The sequence below is a fragment of the Bacteroides sp. MSB163 genome, assembly GCF_036416795.1.
GTDB lineage: Bacteria > Bacteroidota > Bacteroidia > Bacteroidales > Bacteroidaceae > Bacteroides > Bacteroides maternus.
In genome coordinates, this window is the sequence record NZ_CP143867.1 from 3,794,358 (window position 1) to 3,813,560 (window position 19,203).

Here is a 19,203-nt window from a genome sequence, read left to right on the forward strand (position 1 = left end):
ACGCTTATTTTTTAGAGTGTTCTTCTTTTTCCAGTAACATGGCACGGAGTACGTCCGAACGACGGTAATATATCTTCCCCTTGTCTCTGTGAAAGGGGAGTGTCCCGTCATTGCGTCGTCTTAAAAGTGTCCTGTCCGACATCTTGGTAAGCAGGCGCACACCTTTTGAATCCAGTATCTCGCTGTCCGGCAAATTATGTACGGCAGGAGCCAATAACTTTTCAATGTTGGTAACTTTAGCAAGTATGGCACTTAGCATGTGGGTTGTCTGTCCACCCGGTGCAGTTCTTCTGTTATTCATAATGACCTTATTTTTATTGTTTATGGTGCAATATTACGGAGATATTATAAGGCCATTGGTTACTCAACCGTTGAGCAACCGTCAAAAAAAGACAGAAAACGCCAATTTGGGACAAAAAAAATAGCCGGGAGGCACTGTCCCCGGCTATTCTATAACAAGTAGGTATCAATAAGTTATGCCTTAAATCATTAATATGTTAATAATCAGATTTATACAAAAATAAATGGCAGTATATTTTGCTATATTCCAAATATTGCCTACATTTGTATATGAGTTATTTGAAACTATGCAAAGCAGTGTAACCCGAAGCAAGACTTCCATCACCAAATCGTTACCTGCATCTTTTAGACTCTCTATATTTACTTTATCTTCAGAGAGTTACAACAAAATACATTGTTTTAAGCAATGAAACAAATCAGAAAATGCAGAGGCTAATATAATCGGACAGATAATGCAGAGAAAGGAGATACAGTGTTAGCAATAGGTTATTACTACGCTTACCAATTATTGCATCAGTTAAAGATTGGATATGTTAATTATTAATACAACAAATCCTTAATAGTTAACGAAAATATAGTGTCTATTAAAACATGTTGTAATATGTTGTAGATCACCCTGAAAATTTGGAGATATCCTCAAAGTCCGTATCTTTGCAATGTGTTTTTCATAGTATTAGATTTAAGGTTAACAAAAGATTGGCTGTCTGGGATAGATAGCCTTTTTTTATGTCCTTTCGTTATCAGTCTTGAGAAGTGAATACATCTTCATATCCAGAATCTGCCCGTTCTTTACTGCATTACTTCTGAGTGTTCCTTCATCTTTGAATCCGCTTTTTTCAAGAATCCGGCAGGAAGCGATATTATAGCTAAACGGCTCTGCAAAAATACGGAGGATATCAGTGTTGCTAAAAACATACTGGCAGGTCTGTTTGATAGCGCAGGTTCCCAAGCCTTTGCCCCAAAAAGGTTCTGCTATATAATAGCCTATTTCGGCAGTCAGCGAGTGAATGTTGTCTTTGCGAAACACACCAATGCTTCCTACTACTTTGTCGTCAGCGGTGATGGCGAAGGCGAAAATACTGTTCTTATCGGCCTTCAGCATTTCATTGATATAATATTTTGCATCGTCTTCAGTATAGGGATAAGGCAGACCGTCCCGAAGATTGTCCTGAATGTTTTTGTTATTTAAGGTTGCTGCAAGTTCGGCGGCATCGTCTATTTTCCATTTTCTGATTTTACATTCCATATCAATATCCTTCTTTTTTAATTAATCTGAAACGGGAGAGTTGCCGGCAAAGATAAGAAACTTTATTTTTAACCACTTATTTAATAAATGCAAAATGTGAACTTCCCGATTTAACTTCACCCTTCTTTCTGTTTCTAACCTAATAAAGCTAAGAAACTGAATTGATGATAAACGAGGATAAGCTCCGGCAGGTATATGCTTCCGACCCGAAGAAAGGGTTTAAGATGCTGATAGATAACTTCCAGGTACCTATATATAATTATATACGGCGTTTGGTGGTGTCGCACGAGGATGCAGAAGATGTTCTTCAGGAAGTCTTTATCCGGGTGTACCGTAATTTGGACCAGTTTCGTGGTGAAAGCTCGCTGAGTACCTGGATATACAGGATTGCAACCAATGAAAGTTTGCGCTTGCTGAATACACGAAAGGATGAAGAAGCAATTCCTGCCGAAGAAGTACAAGAGGAACTGATAGGTAAACTGAGGGCTTCCGATTATATTGATTACGAAAATGAACTGGCAGTCAAGTTTCAGGAAGCCATACTGAGTTTGCCCGAAAAACAACGGCTAATATTCAACCTACGCTATTACGATGAGCTCGATTATGAAGAAATCAGCCGTATACTGGATAGTAAGGTCGATACTCTCAAAGTGAATTATCACTATGCGAAAGAAAAAATAAAAGAATACATCTTAAACAGATAGGACGATGAATAAAGAATTTGATTTTGACGATATCGGTAAAAAGACACCTTACCGCACTCCTGATAATTTTTTTGAGGATATGCAGCAGAAGGTGATGGAACGTACTTGCGGCGGGCAACGCCGGAAACATCGTTTACAGATAATGTTCTCTACTGCCATAGCGGCAGCTGCAATACTGACAGGGGTATTGTTTGTTCCGTCTTATCTCCGGACGGAAGATGCACCTGCAGGAACTTCGGATATGCTGGCTGTAGAAAGAAGTAGCAGTGATCCGGTTGATAAATGGATTCACGAACTGTCGGATGAGGAGTTGGAAGAGCTCGTCAACTTCTCTGAGAATGACATATTTTTAAATTAGGTATTAATTAAAAACAAGAAGATTATGAAGACTAAGTTTATTTATGTAATTTTGGCTGCCCTCCTGATTGGTAGCCAGACAATTTCTGCTCAGAACAAGGATAACAAAACCAATAAGCAACGTCCTACACCTGAACAAATGATTCAAAGACAAGCCAATCAGATGGTGACGAAACTGATGCTGGATGATGCAACAGCTGCCAAGTTCACTCCGGTTTACGAAAAATATCTGAAAGATTTAAGCGAATGTCGGATGATGAACCGCAGGGAAAGGCCCAGGAACAATAATGCGGAAGCAACCCCGGCTACCAAACCTGTACTGACAGATGCGGAAATAGAAAAGCAGATCAAGGATCAGTTTGCGCAAAGCCGTAAGATACTGGATATTCGCGAGAAATATTATAATGAATTCCGCAAGATTCTGTCTCCCAAGCAGATTGCAAAAATCTATCAGACAGAAAAAAGCAATGCGAATAAATTCAGAAAAGAATTTGACAGAAGAAAAGGTCAGAAACATGGTCAAGGAAAACGGCCGGCTCATGCAAGACCAGCTTCAAATAATAAATAACATTTTTCATTAAACTACTTGATAAACACGAATGGACCATGGCAGGCATACATATTTGACTTTCCGGAATATTTTATTCTATGTTGTTTTGTTGTGGTCAGGTATGACTGTTAATGCACAGTCCGGCAAAGGAAGCTTTGCCGGACGTGTTGTTGATAAGGATACGAAGCAGCCGGTGGGGTATGCGGCGGTACGTTTATTGACCTTGCCGGACAGTACTTTTCTTGCAGGTGTAGCCACTGCGGACGACGGTAAATTCAGGATGCCGGTTGTCTGGCCCAAAGACAAGAAATTGCTTTTAGAGATTTCTTTCATTGGCTATACCACTTTTTCTAAATCTATTCCCTCTTCATTCAGAGGTACTTCGCAGAACTTGGGTGATATTGCACTATTTTCCGATGGCATTTTGTTGGGTGAAACGGTAGTGGTGGGTAAAACTCCTCTGGCAGTTACCGAACAGGATACCACGGTCTTCAATGCCTCTGCCTATCGTACTCCCGAAGGTTCCATGCTCGAAGATCTTGTAAAACAATTGCCCGGTGGAGAGATAGATGGCGATGGAAAGCTGTTGATTCATGGCAAGGAAGTTAAGAAGATATTGGTAGACGACAAAGAGTTCTTTGCGGACGATCCGAAAGCTGCCCTGAAAAATCTGCCGGTGGAAATGGTGGAGAAGTTGAGAGCTTATGAACGTAAATCCGATCTGGCACGTCTGACCGGAATTGATGACGGGGATGAGGAAATGATACTTGACCTGGGGGTGAAAAAGGACATGAAGAAAGGATGGATGGATAATTTCATGGCAGGCACGGGCAACAAAGGGCGGTATGAACTTGCCAATACCCTGAACCGCTTCCGGGATAATTCTCAACTTACTATTATCGGCAATCTGAATAACACCAACAATCAAGGCTTCTCGGAGTTGCAACGGGAGTCGTCGGCTGCCAGTGGAAATATCCTGAATAGGGTGGGACTGGTTACTTCACATTCTTTAGGCATGAATTTCACTCATGACTGGGACAGAGTGAAGCTTCGTTCCAATGTGCAATATACGGGTACCGACCGCTCGGAGGATAACAGTACTACGGTGGATAATTTCCTGAAACAGGATAAATCGATAAGCCGCAGCACTAACAGCAATCACATGAAGAATCATAACCTGACGGCGAATGCTTATCTGGAGTGGAAAATAGATTCAGTCACCAATCTGGTATTTCGTCCGCAATATCGCTATGTGGGAAGTGACAGGCGGAATAGTGGATATCAGCAAAGCTGGTCGGACGAAACACTTCTGAATGAAAGAACGGCTTCTAATCTTTACGATAATTCCCAGTATAATCTGACCTTCATGTTGCAAGTAAACCGTAAGTTCAGTCGTAAAGGACGGAATCTGGCTTTGAAAGTAGATTATGGAACGAATGCTTCTTCTGCCGACAGGAAAAACTTTTCTACTACGCATTATTTCAAGAATGACACTGAGAAAGTAGTCAACCAGCGTGTGGATGATGAAGGTGACGGATATAATTATCGTCTGCAACTGGTGTATGTAGAACCGTTGCCTAACCGTTACTTTCTTCAGTTTCGTTACAGTTATCAATATCGGGTAACCAATTCGGACCGCTTTGTCTATAACTGGGATGAGGCGATGGAAGATTTTGTTGCCGATTATGATTCTCTGGCCAGTAATAGTTTCGAGAGCCAATACAGTACGCATCTTTTCAATATGGCTGTCCGTACTTCCCGGAAGAAGTACAACTACAATGTAGGTGTCGATCTGGAACCCCAGAAACTGGATAGCCGTTCTTTTCTGGATGATGTTTCCAAACATCAAATGAGTAAAACGGTTCTGAACTTTTCACCGACGCTGAATTTCCGTTATAAGTTTTCCAAGCGTACACAGTTGCAGGCAATTTATAGAGGAAAAGGACGACAGCCGAGTGTTCGTGACCTACAACCGGTTGCCGACATGACAAATCCATTGAATATTCGCATCGGTAATCCTTCTTTGAAACCTTCGTACACCAATACGTTTACACTGAATTATAATTCGTATAATGTGAAGCATCAGCGCAATATGGTGGTATCTCTTTTTGTGGAGAATGTGCTCAATAGTGTAACGAACCAGGTGACTTACGACAGTGAAACGGGAGGCAGAACCACCATGCCTGTTAATTTGAACGGTAACTGGCGGGCATCAGGTGCCCTTTCATTGAGCGGGCCTTTCAAGAACCGCAACTGGCTGTTCCGTACCTATTCCTATTTGCAATATAGAAATCAGAACGGGTATACCACTCAGAACAAAGAAGAGCCGATGAAGAGTTCCGTGCAGCACCTTACGGCGCGTGAACGCCTGCAACTTACTTTCCGTACCCGGCAACTCGAATTGAGTGCGCGTGGAGAAGCGTTGTATAATAATTCGTATAATAATGTGAAAGATATGCGCACGGAAACGTTCGACTATCAACTTGGAGGAGACTTGCAGTATTATCTCCCCTGGGGCTTCGAGTGTAGCAGTGATCTCACGTATTTTCTTCGTACCGGATATGGATACGACAGCAGCGGACGGAAGAACTTGATATGGAACTGCCAACTGTCGAAAGCTTTCTTGAAAAGGAAACAACTACTACTTCGTTTTAAGTTTTATGATATTCTTCGCCAGGAGATTTCCATGGTACGCACCATTTCGGCTACTGCCATACGTGATGCGGACTACAATGTACTGGGACGTTATTTTATGGTGCATGCTATCCTGCGATTGAATATGATGGGGAAAAAGTAAAAAACGCAAAGTCTTGAAACTTCAACAGGGTTAATTTGTTGTAGATACTCAAATTAATAAAAGAAAACTCTGAAGAATGTTTCAAAGGTTCAAGAACTTTAGAAAACTGAGGAAGTGGTATGTTGTGAAACTGAAACTGGTTGATGCCCGCCTGTATTTCGTCAGCATCTTCGTGGGATTGCTGACGGGGTTGGTGGCTGTTCCTTATCATTACTGCCTCTATTATTTCTTCAACCTGCGAAGTGAGTTTTTTGCTTCCCGTCCGGAGTGGTACTGGCATATTCCTCTTTTTCTTTTCTTCTGGGCGGTGCTGATATTCGTATCCTGGCTGGTGATGAAAATGCCGCTTATCACCGGAGGAGGTATTCCTCAAACGCGTGCTGCCATCAATGGGCGTATCACCTATAGACATCCTTTTATTGAGTTGGTTTCTAAGTTCTTCGGCGGTATTCTTTCGGTATCGGCCGGATTATCGTTGGGACGTGAAGGGCCTTCCGTACAAATAGGTTCGTATGTGGGATGCCTTGTGGCACGCTGGACACGTATTCTACGTGGTGAACGAAAGCAATTGCTTGCTGCCGGTGCCGGTGCCGGCCTTGCGGCTGCGTTTGCGGCGCCGTTGGCTTCTTCATTGCTTGTCATCGAATCCATCGAGCGTTTTGATGCTCCCAAAACCGCTATTACTACCTTGCTGGCCGGTGTAGTGGCCGGTGCGGTGGCAAGCATGGTTTTTCCGGTAAATTCTTATCATTTGATACAAGTGGCCGAGCCCGGTTTTTCTTTTGGAGTCCAAGTGAAGTACTTTCTGTTACTTGCAGTGATTATTTCTGTTTGCGGGAAATTGTATTCCATGATGATGGTGTCCTTCAAACGGGTGTATGCAACGGTGAAAACTTCGGTATATATGAAGATGTTCTATCTGTTGCTGGTCGCTTATATTATTTCCTTTATGCAGGTCAATCTGACGGGTGGGGGAGAACAGTTTCTTTTGGAACAGGCGCAATCCGGCAGCCATGCACAAATTATGTGGGTAACAGCAATGATGCTGTTGCATTTCGGTTTTTCCGTTATCTGCGTTTCATCCGGTTTGCCGGGTGGAAGTTTTATTCCTACACTGGTCACCGGTGGATTACTGGGGCAGATTGTTGGTTTGTTGGGAGTGGAATACGGGGTTATTGAGCCGGAGAATGTCAGTTATGTAATGTTGATTTCAATGTCTGCTTTCCTAGTGGCTGTGATACGTACCCCTTTGACGGCTATCGTATTGATTACCGAGATAACAGGACATTTTGAGGTGTTCTACCCATCGGTAGTAGTGGGTGGATTGACTTATTATTTTACGGAACTTCTTCAGATAAGGCCTTTCAACGTGACGCTTTATGAGGATATGATCAATACTCCTGCTTTTCAGGAACAGACAAGGTATAAACTATCCATAGAAGTGATGACGGGTTCGTATATGGATGGCAAACTTGTAGACGAACTTTCTTTGCCTGAAAACTGTGCCATTATCAATGTACACCGGGATGGTAAAGACGCAAAGCCCCCCGGAATACGGTTGATTCCGGGGGACCAGGTTGATATTGAATTGGATGCGCAGGATATTGAAAAACTCTATGAGCCGCTCGTCAGCCTGGCAAACATTTATTGATATGGATGAGGTATCCTTACGCCAGACTGCCTATTTCATCCAGATTCTTCTGAATATCCTGATCGGTCAGCTCGTAGTTTACGAGGTCGCCGGAGAGATATTTATCGTATGAAGCCATGTCAATCAATCCGTGACCGGAGAGGTTGAACAGGATTACTTTCTCTTCACCTGTTTCCTTGCATTTGTTTGCTTCGCGGATGGCGGCAGCAATAGCGTGGCAAGATTCCGGTGCGGGAATGATACCTTCAGCTTGGGCAAATAAACAGCCGGCTTCGAATGATTCCAGTTGTTTGATGTCTACAGCTTCCATCAGACCGTCTTTCAATAGTTGAGAAACGATGACGCCTGCACCGTGGTAACGCAATCCACCTGCATGAATATTAGCGGGAGCAAAGTTATGTCCCAGTGTGTACATAGGCAGTAGCGGAGTGTATCCTGCTTCGTCACCGAAATCATATTGGAATTTACCACGTGTCAGTTTCGGGCAAGAAGCCGGTTCGGCAGCAATGAAACGTGTTTGCTTACCTTCCAGAATCTTGTGGCGCATGAATGGGAATGCGATACCACCGAAGTTAGAGCCACCACCAAAACAAGCAATTACCATATCAGGATACTCTCCCGCCATTTCCATCTGCTTTTCGGCTTCCAAACCGATTACAGTCTGGTGCAGAGCTACATGGCTCAATACAGATCCTAATGTATATTTACAATTTGGTGTAGTTTGGGCCAGTTCGATGGCTTCTGAAATAGCGGTTCCCAATGAACCCTGGTAGTTGGGGTGAGCCGTCAGGATATCTTTTCCTGCACGTGTGGACATAGACGGAGACGGTGTAACCTGTGCGCCGAATGTCTGCATGATGCTGCGGCGGTAAGGTTTTTGCTCATAACTGATTTTCACTTGGTAAACGGCAGCTTCCAGTCCAAACAGACGGGCGGCGTAAGCCAGCGAAGCTCCCCATTGTCCGGCACCGGTTTCAGTGGTAACGTTGGTTACTCCTTCTTTCTTGCAATAATAAGCCTGGGGGATGGCAGAATTCAGTTTGTGTGAACCCATTGGGCTGACACTTTCATTCTTAAAATAGATATGTGCCGGAGTACCCAATGCTTTTTCCAGTCCATAGGCACGAACCAGTGGAGTACTACGATAATATTTGTACATTTCGCGTACTTCTTCGGGAATCTCGATCCACTTATCGGTCTGATTCAGTTCCTGTTTGCACAGTTCCTGTGCAAAGATAGGATATAAATCTTCGGCTTTCAGTGGTTGTTTGGTACCGGGATGAAGCGGAGGCATCGGTTTGTTTACCATATCTGCCTGTATATTGTACCAATAATGTGGTATTTCCTCTTCCGGGAGGAAATATCTTTTTGTCTTGTTGCTCATAGTGGTTACTTCTATTAAAATTTTTACGAGGCCAAATGTAACTATTATTTTTAAAACAATTTCTTTTTTCTTTTGTTTTTTGTCTATACGCATTGTTTTGTTTATGTTTGCCCGATATTTAATTTGATGTCTGCATGAAGATTTATCATAAATTCTTGTTGTATCAGAATAAATGGATTCATCCGTACACTCGGATCATTCTTGGAGGGGTGACTTATATAGCCTACCTGGCTTCTATTCTGTTAATTATGGGAGTGGTATATGAACACGGCTTTACTATTTCCGAACATGAGGCTTCTCAACTGCAAACACTCTATCGGTTTGTATGGGGTGTTTTCCTGTCTGAAGTCACTTTGCGCCTGTTATTGGAATACAGGGACACAAAGCGTACTTTTAAGAAATTGACGTGGATATTGATTGCCTTGCTTTACCTCACCCTTATCCCTGTTGTTTTCCATCGACCGGAAGAGGAGGGAGCTATTCTGCATTTTTGGGAAATATTGAATGGAAAGCCCTATCATATAGTGCTTTTGTTGATCTTCTCTTTCCTTAATTTATCCAATGGCTTGGTCAGGGTGCTGGGACGGCGAACGAATCCTTCTTTGATTCTGGCTGGTAGTTTCCTGATAATCATCCTTATTGGAACAGGTTTGCTAATGCTGCCCCGATGTACGGTGAGCGGTATTTCGTGGGTGGACTCGTTGTTTATTTCTACCAGTGCGGTTTGTGTCACGGGGTTGACTTCGGTAGATGTAGCGTCTACTTTTACTACATCCGGTTTTGTGGTGATTATCCTGCTGATACAGATTGGCGGCTTGGGGGTAATGACATTGACCAGTTTCTTTGCGATGTTCTTTATGGGAAATACATCCTTTTATAATCAGTTGGTGGTTCGTGATATGGTCAGTTCCAATTCGTTGAATTCGTTACTTTCCACTTTGTTGTACATATTGGGATTCACGTTGGCTATTGAAGGTGTCGGTATGCTTGCCATCTGGAGTGATATTCACGGTACGATGGGGATGACGTTTGAGGAAGAAGTGGCGTTCTCGGTCTTTCATGCTATTTCCGCATTCTGTAATGCCGGTTTCTCCACGTTGCCCGGAAATCTAGGTAATCCGCTGGTGATGACAGGGCATAATCCGTTCCTTATCTATATATCACTGTTGATAATTCTGGGGGGTATAGGTTTTCCGATATTAGTGAATTTCAAAGATATAGTACTCCATCATTTGCGTCGCATCTGGAAATTCCTGCATACGTGGGAGTGGGACAGACATCGTTTTTATCATCTGTATAATCTGAATACACGGATTGTGCTGATTATGACTTTCCTGTTATTGGTGTTTGGTACGGTGCTTATCGCTGTTTTTGAGTGGAATAATGCTTTTGCCGGTATGTCAGTTGCTGATAAATGGACACAGGCGTTCTTTAATGCGACCTGTCCGCGTACTGCCGGGTTTACAAGTGTGGACCTGGCTTCTCTGGGAGTACAGAGTGTATTGGTTTATATCTTCCTGATGTGGGTAGGTGGCGCTGCGCAGTCCACGGCGGGTGGTATCAAGGTGAATGCGTTTGCAGTAGTTGTTCTGAATCTGGTTGCCGTGTTGCGTGGTACGGAGCGGGTGGAAGTATTTGGCCGTGAACTGTCTTACGATTCCATTCGCCGTTCCAATGCGACGGTGGTGATGTCTATCGGTGTTTTGTTTGTATTTGTGTTTATTCTGACAATCTGGGAACCTCAGGCATCTGTCATGGCACTTCTGTTTGAGTGTGTGTCGGCGTTGAGTACGGTAGGTTCCAGTCTGAATCTTACTCCGACTTTGGGGGATAATAGTAAGTTGCTTGTTGCTCTTCTGATGTTCATCGGACGTGTGGGACTGATTACACTGATGTTGGGTATCATTAAGCAAAAAAAGCATACAAAATATCAGTATCCGAGTGGGCAGATCATTATAAATTAGTAGTAAGTAGTAAAAACAGAAATTATGAAGTATATTATTATCGGTTTAGGGAATTACGGACACATGCTTGCCGAAGAACTGTCGGTATTGGGACACGAAGTAATTGGGGCGGATGTGAGTGCAAGCCGCGTAGACAGTATCAAAGAAAAGATTGCTACGGCTTTTGTGCTGGATGCAACAGATGAACAGGCACTTGCCGCTCTCCCCTTGAGTGGTGTGGATGTGGTAATTGTGGCTATTGGCGAGAATTTTGGTGCTTCTATTCGTGTGGTGGCTTTGCTGAAACAACAAAAAGTGGCTCATATTTATGCGCGGGCCATTGATAATGTCCATCGTTCCGTGCTTGAGGCTTTTGATTTGGAACGGATTCTTACTCCGGAGGAAGATGCAGCCCGTGGTTTGGTGCATTTGTTGGAGTTTGGCTCCAATATGGAAACCTTCCGGGTAGATACGGATTACTATGTGGTGAAGTTCACTGTGCCGGAGAAGATGATAGGATATTATGCTAATGAGTTGAATCTGGATAAGGAATTCGGCTTGAAACTGTTGGCGCTGAAGCGTGCCAAGACCTTGAAAAACTGTCTGGGTATTTCATTTACCGAACATGATGTGATGAATGAATTGCCTGAAAATGACCAGGTACAGGCGGGTGATGAATTGGTTTGTTACGGACGCTACAAAGACTTCCAGAAGTTCTGGAAAGCGATGTAATCACTCTTTCCTATAAGATTTTCTGTCATCCAATATATCATTCATATTTTCTTGCGCCCATGAAATTAAGGAGTTTATATGGGGCAATAACGACATGGCTCTATCTGTCAGCGAGTATTCCACTTTAGGAGGGACTTGTGCATAGATTTTCCTTTTCACAAGTCCGTCTTCTTCTAGTGTGCGTAGAGTAACCGTCAGCATCTTTTGTGATATGTCAGGTATTGTCTTTTGCAGTTCATTGAACCGCATGACGGGTGCCTGCGTCAGTGTGAAGAGCGTCAGTATCGACCATTTATCACTGATTCGTGATAGTATCATTCGGATAGGACAATCGGCATAAGAGCTATTTTGTATATCTATTCTATTCATATCTTGCTGATTTATAAAACACTCTACAAAAGTAACTAATATGCCGATTGTATGCAAATATTCTTTTAATTCATTGAAGCTGTTAGTTCATTAACTCCGTTCTTAAGATTTCTTAGTGCAATCCACCCAACCATTCCACCATCTTCGGGTCACGGTGGGAGAAGAAACAACTTGTCTTAGTGTCCAATGCAGCTATTTTCTCCATATCTTCTTTAGCCAGTTTAAAATCGAAGACATTGAAATTCTCAACAATGCGTTCTTTACGGATAGACTTCGGAATAACCACTACATTTCTCTGTATCAACCAGCGCAACACAACTTGTGCGATAGATTTGTGATATTTGTCTGCAATTGCCGCCAGCGTTTCATTCCGGAATAAATTGTTCTTTCCTTCGGCAAACGGTGCCACGACTCAATTTGAACTCCTTTCCCTTTCATGAATGCTTCAGCTTCAATTTGTTGATGGAATGGATTGGTCTCCACCTGATTGACGGCAGGAACGATTTCATTGAAGAGAATCAAATCCGCAAGACGGTCAGGCATAAAGTTGCTAACACCGATGGCACGGATGCGACCTTCTTTATATAACTCTTCCATCGCACGCCACGAACCGTAATAGTCATTGAATGGCTGGTGAATGAGGTATAAATCCAGATAATCGAGTTGCAAGCGCTTCATGGATGCTTCAAAGGCTTTCTGGGCTTTGTCATAACCAGCATCCGATATCCAGAGCTTGGTAGTGATAAACGATTTATGTAAAGCTTTACATAAATCGTTCAAATGGATTAAGCAACACCTAAGAGTAAAATCTTTTTAAGTACCACGATGAATGCAGTCAAGACACAAGTGTACTGTGCCATCATAACATACTGTTTGGTTGCCATTGTCGCTTACAAATTGAAAGTTAACCGTCCAATCTACGAAATTTTACAAATTTTGGGTTATTTTCTACTGGATAAAATACCTGTAAGAGAGATACTTACCGATTGCGATTACAAAAATGTCAAAGAACAAAATTATAAACAAATGAAAATCAGCTGGGACTAAGTGCCCAGCAGTGGATTATAATATTATTTAATTCCCAATTCATTTATTAATTATCAGATTCTGTATATGATAAAAGCGTAATTCATAACAATTAGAATTACGCTTTCATTTACCTAACCAAATTTACAAACTTAATTACCACGCAACCGTTACTTCATACATAGGCAAAATCTTTGCTGTACAATCGGTATCTCTTCTCCGATGGTAAAAGCCAATATCGCCAGCCTGAAATGCGCTATTTCTTTCAGAATTATAAAGTATAGCAGAACAGTGCTGGGTATTTTTAATATCGGAAATCCAAATATCATCAGTTCTCATATATGATGAGCCAGATCCAGCAAAAACTGGTAGTGGTCCAAAAAGTTTGAGACATAGCTTGTTGCCATTAATTTTACTTTTAGATTGTATATAATCTAATCTACCTGCTTCGTCAGTTAGTATCTGAATTTCATTAGAATAATTAATATATTTATCTAATACCCCTGTAATGTTTGTTCCACTTGGAATCCTCCAGTTTTTTCCTAACTGAGAAAGATATTCAGAGGCTTCACTATAAGTAAAATCAGTAGAAGTTTCATTTTTTGCCATAAATTTAGTTGCCCAAAAATAGACTTTTTTATTTTTATCAGGTACTTCTCCTAAATATATCGTATTTTGCGGAGGAGTAATACATATAGCATTGTAAATTTTACCATATACAATGTTGCCATCATTGTATTCTATAAAACTACATAACTGATACCTTTCATTTTCTTCCAACAAATTGATTTCAACATTGTACACTTTTTTATATTGTACACCATATATGGTATATATTGTATCTGTATATATCTTATTGGCATATAATCTTTTAAAAGTACTAATATCTTTATTATTCTTTGTTCCGTAACAAACACCGCACTTAATTTCTTTTGTGTTAAATTGATAATTAACAAGAGTGTCTTTCAAAATAAATCCCCCTTCTTTATAATCTACAATTCTAATGTTACTGGGAAGAATGTCAATATTATTGCGTGTGTAAGTATAAGTTCCTTTTTTAGCCCCTAATAATGTACCCACCCATTGACTTTCTAAGACTTCTTCTACCTTCCAATTAATACCACATGGGCTGTCGGTTGTAAGTGTTTCATTTTTTACACTATAATGCCATTTTCCTTTTTCAGAATATTTATAGCCAAAAGAATTAGAACCTATCCATGAGTAAGTACTGTCATTATAAAACTCCCAAATTCCATTTACGAGTCCGTATGCACTTGCGTTTCCTCCAGAAGCAACATAAGGACCATAACCATACCAACTTCCAACAAGATTTAAACCTTCTCCTTCCATTGGAGGTTTAATACTTGTTTGAGTATTTCCACTGCCACTATTGCCTCCCATTTCAGCATCTCCGTTAATTTCGTCATCACTACACGCTACAAGACTAAAAGTTATACCTAATAACAGTCCAAACAAATTTAATATTTTCATAAATACCTCCATTGTCTTTTCAGCTCCTTAAAGACCTTTAATTATAAAAAAAGCGTGGAACTGCAATGCCTACGCCTTTGAATGAAGGTCCTGAGAAAACCTTTGTGTACAGATGTAGTGATAGCAGCCCACGCTATAGCGCAGAAACCACTATGCCATCCTTGTATACGTTTGAAAGTTTCTCAGGTTTTCATTCGCAAGAGATTAGCATAACGCTTCTTTTTTTTTCTAATATGTCATCGGAAAGAACCACTGTTCAATCCGATGCAAAAATATGAAAAATAATCAAATAAACTCTACTGGATAGAACCTTATTTTCTCGTTTTTTGCGTTTTATAGTTTCAATCCTCTTTTGGGTGCAGCCTACACCCAACTTTTCTTTGAGTTCCTGAAACTTCATCCTAAACCACTCAAGTATAGGCATTCCGTCAATGCACAGCCGGAATTTCCCCTTCTCCTGCGGGTTCCTCTCCATGGTTGCCATTGAATGTTCTGTCCTAAACTTCTTCCGATGCTCCTTCGAATAGAGCCTGCCCTTGAACCCTTCGAGGTGCAAGCTGAAGGTTTGCCTTATCAGTTCTTCGGTGAACCTCACTTCCCAGCATTGCCTGGCTATGAGCAGCAGTTCCTTTACGATAGAGAAATGAATCTACAATGGAAGAGTTTATAGTCATTTTTGGGGCAGGGCAACCGCACCAAATTTTCATATAATTGTTAGAAATATTACTTTTGCGTCATGAATACTAGTATCCGCCCTTATTTTTCAGATGTTACCGACCCTCGTGTTACCGGTCGTTGTTTACACTTGTTATTAGACATACTGTTGATAGGTCTATGTGCTGAACTTGAGCATAACCTTCGTTTATATGGAAAATCTATTTTATGCGATTTGTCCGAGAAGCAAATTGTAATCGACGGTAAAAAGCAGCGGGGTATTTCCCCCCGCCACACGTGGCAACAAGGGCTTGTACCTAATGAATGTTTGGGTGAGCGAAAACTGTTTTTGTATCGCCCAGAAAAAGGTAGAAGGCAAATCCAATGAGATTACCGCCATTCCTTCTGTCTTAAGCGACATAGACATTGAGGATGCGGTTGCCCTGGTTTATTTAGATGAAACGAATAAGTAAACACTTGTTCATAATGGATAAGGAATGAGCATTTTAGTTTAAAACCATACATGACTTGAGTTTTTTGCTGTGTTGCTTGAACAAAAAGATAGAATATTTTTTGTATAGGTATAAAAAAGTAAGTTAATCACTTGTTTTCCCTACAATACCGTTTCGCAAGAAGAAAGAAATAGAAAAGGCAATCCATTTGTTGTGCATATATATGCTATTTCTTTATGCATTAAGCCTAGTTTATACAGATTCTATACGTTGGATATCTATATCTGACACGTTGCATCTATACTTCTGACGCGTCACATCTATAGTTCCAACGGCTGGCATCTATAGTTCCGACGCCTAACATCTATAGTTCCGGCATCCAACACTTGTACAACCGTCACCTCGCACTGCCGTATCCGTCATTTCAGCCCCTATTTCCCGCTATTTTAAATGTATACATTTCTGTATCTTGTTGTTTGTCTTGTTTTTACATCTTTTTACTGCTGTGTTTTCATTCACACAGGCATCCGGACGAAAACAACGCATTCTCAGCCGTTCAAATATGCAAAGTGTCAATTAGTCAGTTGTATCGATACACGATAAATCAGATGAAAGTGCTATTCCCGCTTATTTATTCCGAGATGTAGGGGGAATGGAAGAATAAGTTGATGTTAAATATGCAGGAATAGATTGCGGAAGTTAATTATATAGTTTACTTTGCGGTAAAATAAAACAGTAATGGAATATAAAAGAGAAATAATCGTGCATGGGGATTATTTTGCAGAGTTTTATGATAAACAAGTATCTTCTGTGAGACAAAAAATAAATTATGTACTCAATCTCCTGCGTGTAGAAGAATATATTCCTTCCAGATTTTTTCGAAATATAGAGAATGTCAGAGGACTATTTGAGATAAGAATAGAAATGGAAAGCAATATCTTTCGCATATTCTGTTGCTTTGATGAAGGAAAACTGGTTGTTCTCTTTAATGGTTTTTCAGAAGAAAACACAAAAGACACCTCTAAAAGAAATAGAAAAGGCAACCTCAATTATGAAAGAATATTTTGATTTAAAGAAGAAAGGAAATAGACTATGAGTGAAACAAATGCTAAAGCAAAATCAGTCAAAGGATGCCATACCTTTGATGAAATATTGGATGTGGAATACGGGCAGAAAGGCACACCGGAACGCAATGAGTTTGAACGGGGGGCAGAAGCCTTTATTCTTGCCGAACGTCTGAAAGAAGAACGTCTGAAAGCCGGTCTTACCCAGGAACAACTTGCTGCGAAAATAGGTACAAAGAAAACCTATATCTCACGCATCGAGAATGGAAAAGCAGATGTACAACTCTCCACTCTCTTCCGCATTTTCGAAGGGTTGGGGAAAAGGGTCAGTCTGACTATTCTTTAAAGAAAGTCTTTTTAACCACAGATTTCACAGATTTCCACAGATTATCTATCTTGATAATCAATTATTTAATTTTAATCTGTGTCAATCCGTGTAATCTGTGGTGAGTTTTGACTTCTTCATCTTTAATACACTCTCTTTCCTTTTAAGTTAAATTCGCTTTTACCCCCTGTTTTTTCGTTTTGCTTCTTTTGCCGCTGCTGCGTCTCGATAATTTTGTTTTTCTTTGCAGAAAAGAAGAAAAAACATGATGTCCTCATTCGATACCTACATAAGCCGTAAACTGCCGCTGGTCAGCCTGATTAGTGCGGTTTTTATCATATATCCCAATATAGCCTGCCTCCCTTGGGATATAAAATTCTGGGGAGTTTGTGCGGGCTTTTATTGGTATTTCGCCTACCGTTTCTTTTTCTTCTGGGTACTGATTAGCTTGTTGATACGCTATAATCTGCGCCGTCTGCCGGATGCACAGTTTAAGGAACGCTTTGCCCGTAACTTCGGCTATTTGTTGCTTGCTTACGCGGGGTTTGCATCCGTTTCCTACTGGATTGCCTCGTATGGCATCCGCACCGACTTTCTGGGCAGCACCTTGCTTTCCCAATTCTTCATCCTGTGTTCCCTCTGCACGCTTATCGGCCACATCTCCATGCTCTACTCCAAACAGCGGGAGAAGGAACACGAGATTGAACGCTTGCGCATAGAGAACCTGCAAAGCCGGTGCGATGCATTGGCCAACCAGATAAACCCGCATTTCTTTTTTAATTCACTGAACGGAGTGCAATCGCTCATTCGCAAGAAGGATGACGAGAAAACACTGATGTACGTGCATGAGTTGTCCGACATCTTCCGCTATATTCTTCAGAGTGACAAGAAAGGGCTGGTCACATTGAGGGAGGAATTGGAATTCATCCAGTCTTTCCGCTACGTGATGGAGGTGCGTTTTGCTAATAAGCTGGTGTTCTCCATCCGGGTAGATGAGGCTGTGCAGGATGAATTGACATTGCCAGTGCTTTCATTGCTCCCACTGGTGGAGAACGTGACCGTTCATAATATGATAGACAGTGAACATAAAATGGAAATATCTATCCGGCTGAATGAACAGAATGAGTTGGTGGTGTCCAATCCTGTTTACCCCAAACTCTCTCCGCCCGATACCAACGGAACCGGATTGAAGAATCTGGAAAGCCGTTTTGCTTTGCTGATGAACAAGCAAATCCGGGTGGAGTGCGATGAAGAAACATTCCGGGTTTATCTCCCTTTAAAATAAAAATAGAATCAATATCAAAACAAAAGAGTAGCGATATGAGAGTGCTTATTGTAGAAGACGAGACTGCCGCTTATGAGAATCTGGTAGATATTCTCAAGGAAGTCTCCTATGATATTCAGATTTCCGGTAATACGGAAAGTGTGACCCAGACTATCCATTGGCTGCAATCCAATCCGGCTCCGGATTTGATATTCATGGATATACATTTGTCGGACGGCTCGGCATTTACCATCTTCGATAAAATGGAACTGGAAACTCCTATTGTTTTTACGACGGCATACGACCGCTATGCGATAGAAGCTTTTAAGGTGAATAGCGTGGACTACCTATTGAAGCCGGTGAAGGTGGAGGATGTGAAGCATGCACTGGATAAGTATAGCAAGCTGACCCGTCAGGATATTCTGCAATACTTGTCTCAGTTGAACCTGTTGGCACCGGCGCCCAGATATAAAGATAAGCTATTGATTCCCTATAAAGATAAATTGCTGCCTGTCAGTCTAAGGGATGTTTCGTGTTTTTATACGGCGGATAAGAATACGTGTGTGTATCTGAAAGACGGGACCATGTATCCGTATTCCAAGACGTTGGAACAGATAATGTCCTCTCTGAAGCCCGCTGACTTTGTTCGGGCGAATAAGCAATTCATCATAGCCAGGAACAGCGTGACGGATATAACAATCTGGTTCGATAGCCGCCTGCTGGTGACGCTCGATGTGGAGGTTCCCGAGCGTGTCTATATTAGTAAGAATAGGGCATCCGAATTCAAGTCCTGGTTGGTGAATAACGATTAGGTTACAGGACGTTAATCAGTAATTTAGGTATATACTACTGTAATTTGTCTACAGGTTCTGTAGGCGACAGTCCCTATATTTG

General features: G+C 41.5%; 16 protein-coding genes and 3 pseudogenes. 12 read left to right on the forward strand and 7 right to left on the reverse strand.

Annotation, left to right across the window (positions count from 1 at the left end):
* Positions 1-4: 4 nt before the first annotated feature.
* Both VYM24_RS14285 and VYM24_RS14290 read right to left on the reverse strand, forming a co-directional pair.
* On the reverse strand, positions 5-301 hold the full coding sequence (locus VYM24_RS14285; protein WP_016268110.1) for a MerR family transcriptional regulator: 297 nt from the start codon (positions 299-301) through the stop codon (positions 5-7).
* Positions 302-1,024: 723 nt separating this feature from the next.
* Complete coding sequence (locus tag VYM24_RS14290) at positions 1,025-1,546, reverse strand: GNAT family N-acetyltransferase (RefSeq protein WP_007213232.1); 522 nt, start codon at positions 1,544-1,546, stop codon at positions 1,025-1,027.
* Positions 1,547-1,710: 164 nt separating this feature from the next.
* Here VYM24_RS14290 and VYM24_RS14295 point away from each other — a divergent pair, with 164 nt between their 5' ends.
* The 5 genes from VYM24_RS14295 to VYM24_RS14315 all read left to right on the forward strand — a co-directional run bounded on the left by VYM24_RS14295 (position 1,711) and on the right by VYM24_RS14315 (position 7,605).
* The gene (locus tag VYM24_RS14295) at positions 1,711-2,250 is read left to right on the forward strand and encodes an RNA polymerase sigma factor (RefSeq protein ID WP_291554582.1); all 540 of its coding nucleotides are present in this window, start codon (positions 1,711-1,713) and stop codon (positions 2,248-2,250) included.
* A 4-nt stretch (positions 2,251-2,254) separates the two neighbouring features.
* Complete coding sequence (locus VYM24_RS14300) at positions 2,255-2,608, forward strand: hypothetical protein (RefSeq protein ID WP_330940308.1); 354 nt, start codon at positions 2,255-2,257, stop codon at positions 2,606-2,608.
* 24 nt (positions 2,609-2,632) lie between these two features.
* Entirely contained in the window at positions 2,633-3,175 is a 543-nt protein-coding gene (locus VYM24_RS14305) for a hypothetical protein (protein ID WP_291535653.1), read from the forward strand.
* A 31-nt stretch (positions 3,176-3,206) separates the two neighbouring features.
* Positions 3,207-5,954: an outer membrane beta-barrel protein gene (locus tag VYM24_RS14310; RefSeq protein WP_330940309.1), complete on the forward strand. Its 2,748-nt coding sequence runs from the start codon at positions 3,207-3,209 to the stop codon at positions 5,952-5,954.
* Positions 5,955-6,030: 76 nt separating this feature from the next.
* On the forward strand, positions 6,031-7,605 hold the full coding sequence (locus VYM24_RS14315; RefSeq protein WP_330940310.1) for a ClC family H(+)/Cl(-) exchange transporter: 1,575 nt from the start codon (positions 6,031-6,033) through the stop codon (positions 7,603-7,605).
* Positions 7,606-7,621: 16 nt separating this feature from the next.
* Here the strand turns inward: VYM24_RS14315 and VYM24_RS14320 are convergent, their stop codons facing one another.
* Positions 7,622-8,989: a TrpB-like pyridoxal phosphate-dependent enzyme gene (locus tag VYM24_RS14320; RefSeq protein WP_029327877.1), complete on the reverse strand. Its 1,368-nt coding sequence runs from the start codon at positions 8,987-8,989 to the stop codon at positions 7,622-7,624.
* Positions 8,990-9,123: 134 nt separating this feature from the next.
* Between VYM24_RS14320 and VYM24_RS14325 the strand changes: the two genes are divergently transcribed.
* Positions 9,124-10,953: a TrkH family potassium uptake protein gene (locus VYM24_RS14325; RefSeq protein WP_330940311.1), complete on the forward strand. Its 1,830-nt coding sequence runs from the start codon at positions 9,124-9,126 to the stop codon at positions 10,951-10,953.
* Positions 10,954-10,977: 24 nt separating this feature from the next.
* Entirely contained in the window at positions 10,978-11,664 is a 687-nt protein-coding gene (locus VYM24_RS14330) for a potassium channel family protein (protein WP_291554570.1), read from the forward strand.
* Here the strand turns inward: VYM24_RS14330 and VYM24_RS14335 are convergent, their stop codons facing one another.
* From VYM24_RS14335 to VYM24_RS14355, 4 genes and pseudogenes are all read right to left on the reverse strand, one after another.
* Complete coding sequence (locus VYM24_RS14335) at positions 11,665-12,033, reverse strand: winged helix-turn-helix transcriptional regulator (protein WP_299088598.1); 369 nt, start codon at positions 12,031-12,033, stop codon at positions 11,665-11,667.
* Between the two features lie 112 nt (positions 12,034-12,145).
* Positions 12,146-12,780, reverse strand: a pseudogene (locus VYM24_RS14340) (aldo/keto reductase); the annotation flags it as partial.
* Between the two features lie 435 nt (positions 12,781-13,215).
* Entirely contained in the window at positions 13,216-14,550 is a 1,335-nt protein-coding gene (locus VYM24_RS14350; RefSeq protein WP_330940312.1) for a hypothetical protein, read from the reverse strand.
* Between the two features lie 349 nt (positions 14,551-14,899).
* Positions 14,900-15,196 (reverse strand): annotated as a pseudogene (locus tag VYM24_RS14355) (MobV family relaxase); the annotation flags it as partial.
* A gap of 340 nt (positions 15,197-15,536) precedes the next feature.
* Between VYM24_RS14355 and VYM24_RS14360 the strand changes: the two are divergent.
* From VYM24_RS14360 to VYM24_RS14380, 5 genes and pseudogenes are all read left to right on the forward strand, one after another.
* The gene (locus VYM24_RS14360; RefSeq protein WP_299088595.1) at positions 15,537-15,677 is read left to right on the forward strand and encodes a hypothetical protein; all 141 of its coding nucleotides are present in this window, start codon (positions 15,537-15,539) and stop codon (positions 15,675-15,677) included.
* A 717-nt stretch (positions 15,678-16,394) separates the two neighbouring features.
* A pseudogene (locus tag VYM24_RS14365) lies at positions 16,395-16,752 on the forward strand (type II toxin-antitoxin system RelE/ParE family toxin).
* Positions 16,749-17,066 (forward strand): helix-turn-helix domain-containing protein, encoded by a 318-nt coding sequence (locus VYM24_RS14370; protein WP_073314005.1) that lies wholly within the window; start codon positions 16,749-16,751, stop codon positions 17,064-17,066. Before VYM24_RS14365 ends, VYM24_RS14370 begins: the two are co-directional and overlap by 4 nt.
* 247 nt (positions 17,067-17,313) lie before the next feature.
* Entirely contained in the window at positions 17,314-18,330 is a 1,017-nt protein-coding gene (locus VYM24_RS14375) for a sensor histidine kinase (protein WP_330942259.1), read from the forward strand.
* Between the two features lie 35 nt (positions 18,331-18,365).
* Positions 18,366-19,121, forward strand: a complete 756-nt coding sequence (locus VYM24_RS14380) for a LytR/AlgR family response regulator transcription factor (RefSeq protein ID WP_291554543.1) — start codon at positions 18,366-18,368, stop codon at positions 19,119-19,121.
* Positions 19,122-19,203 lie beyond the last annotated feature (82 nt).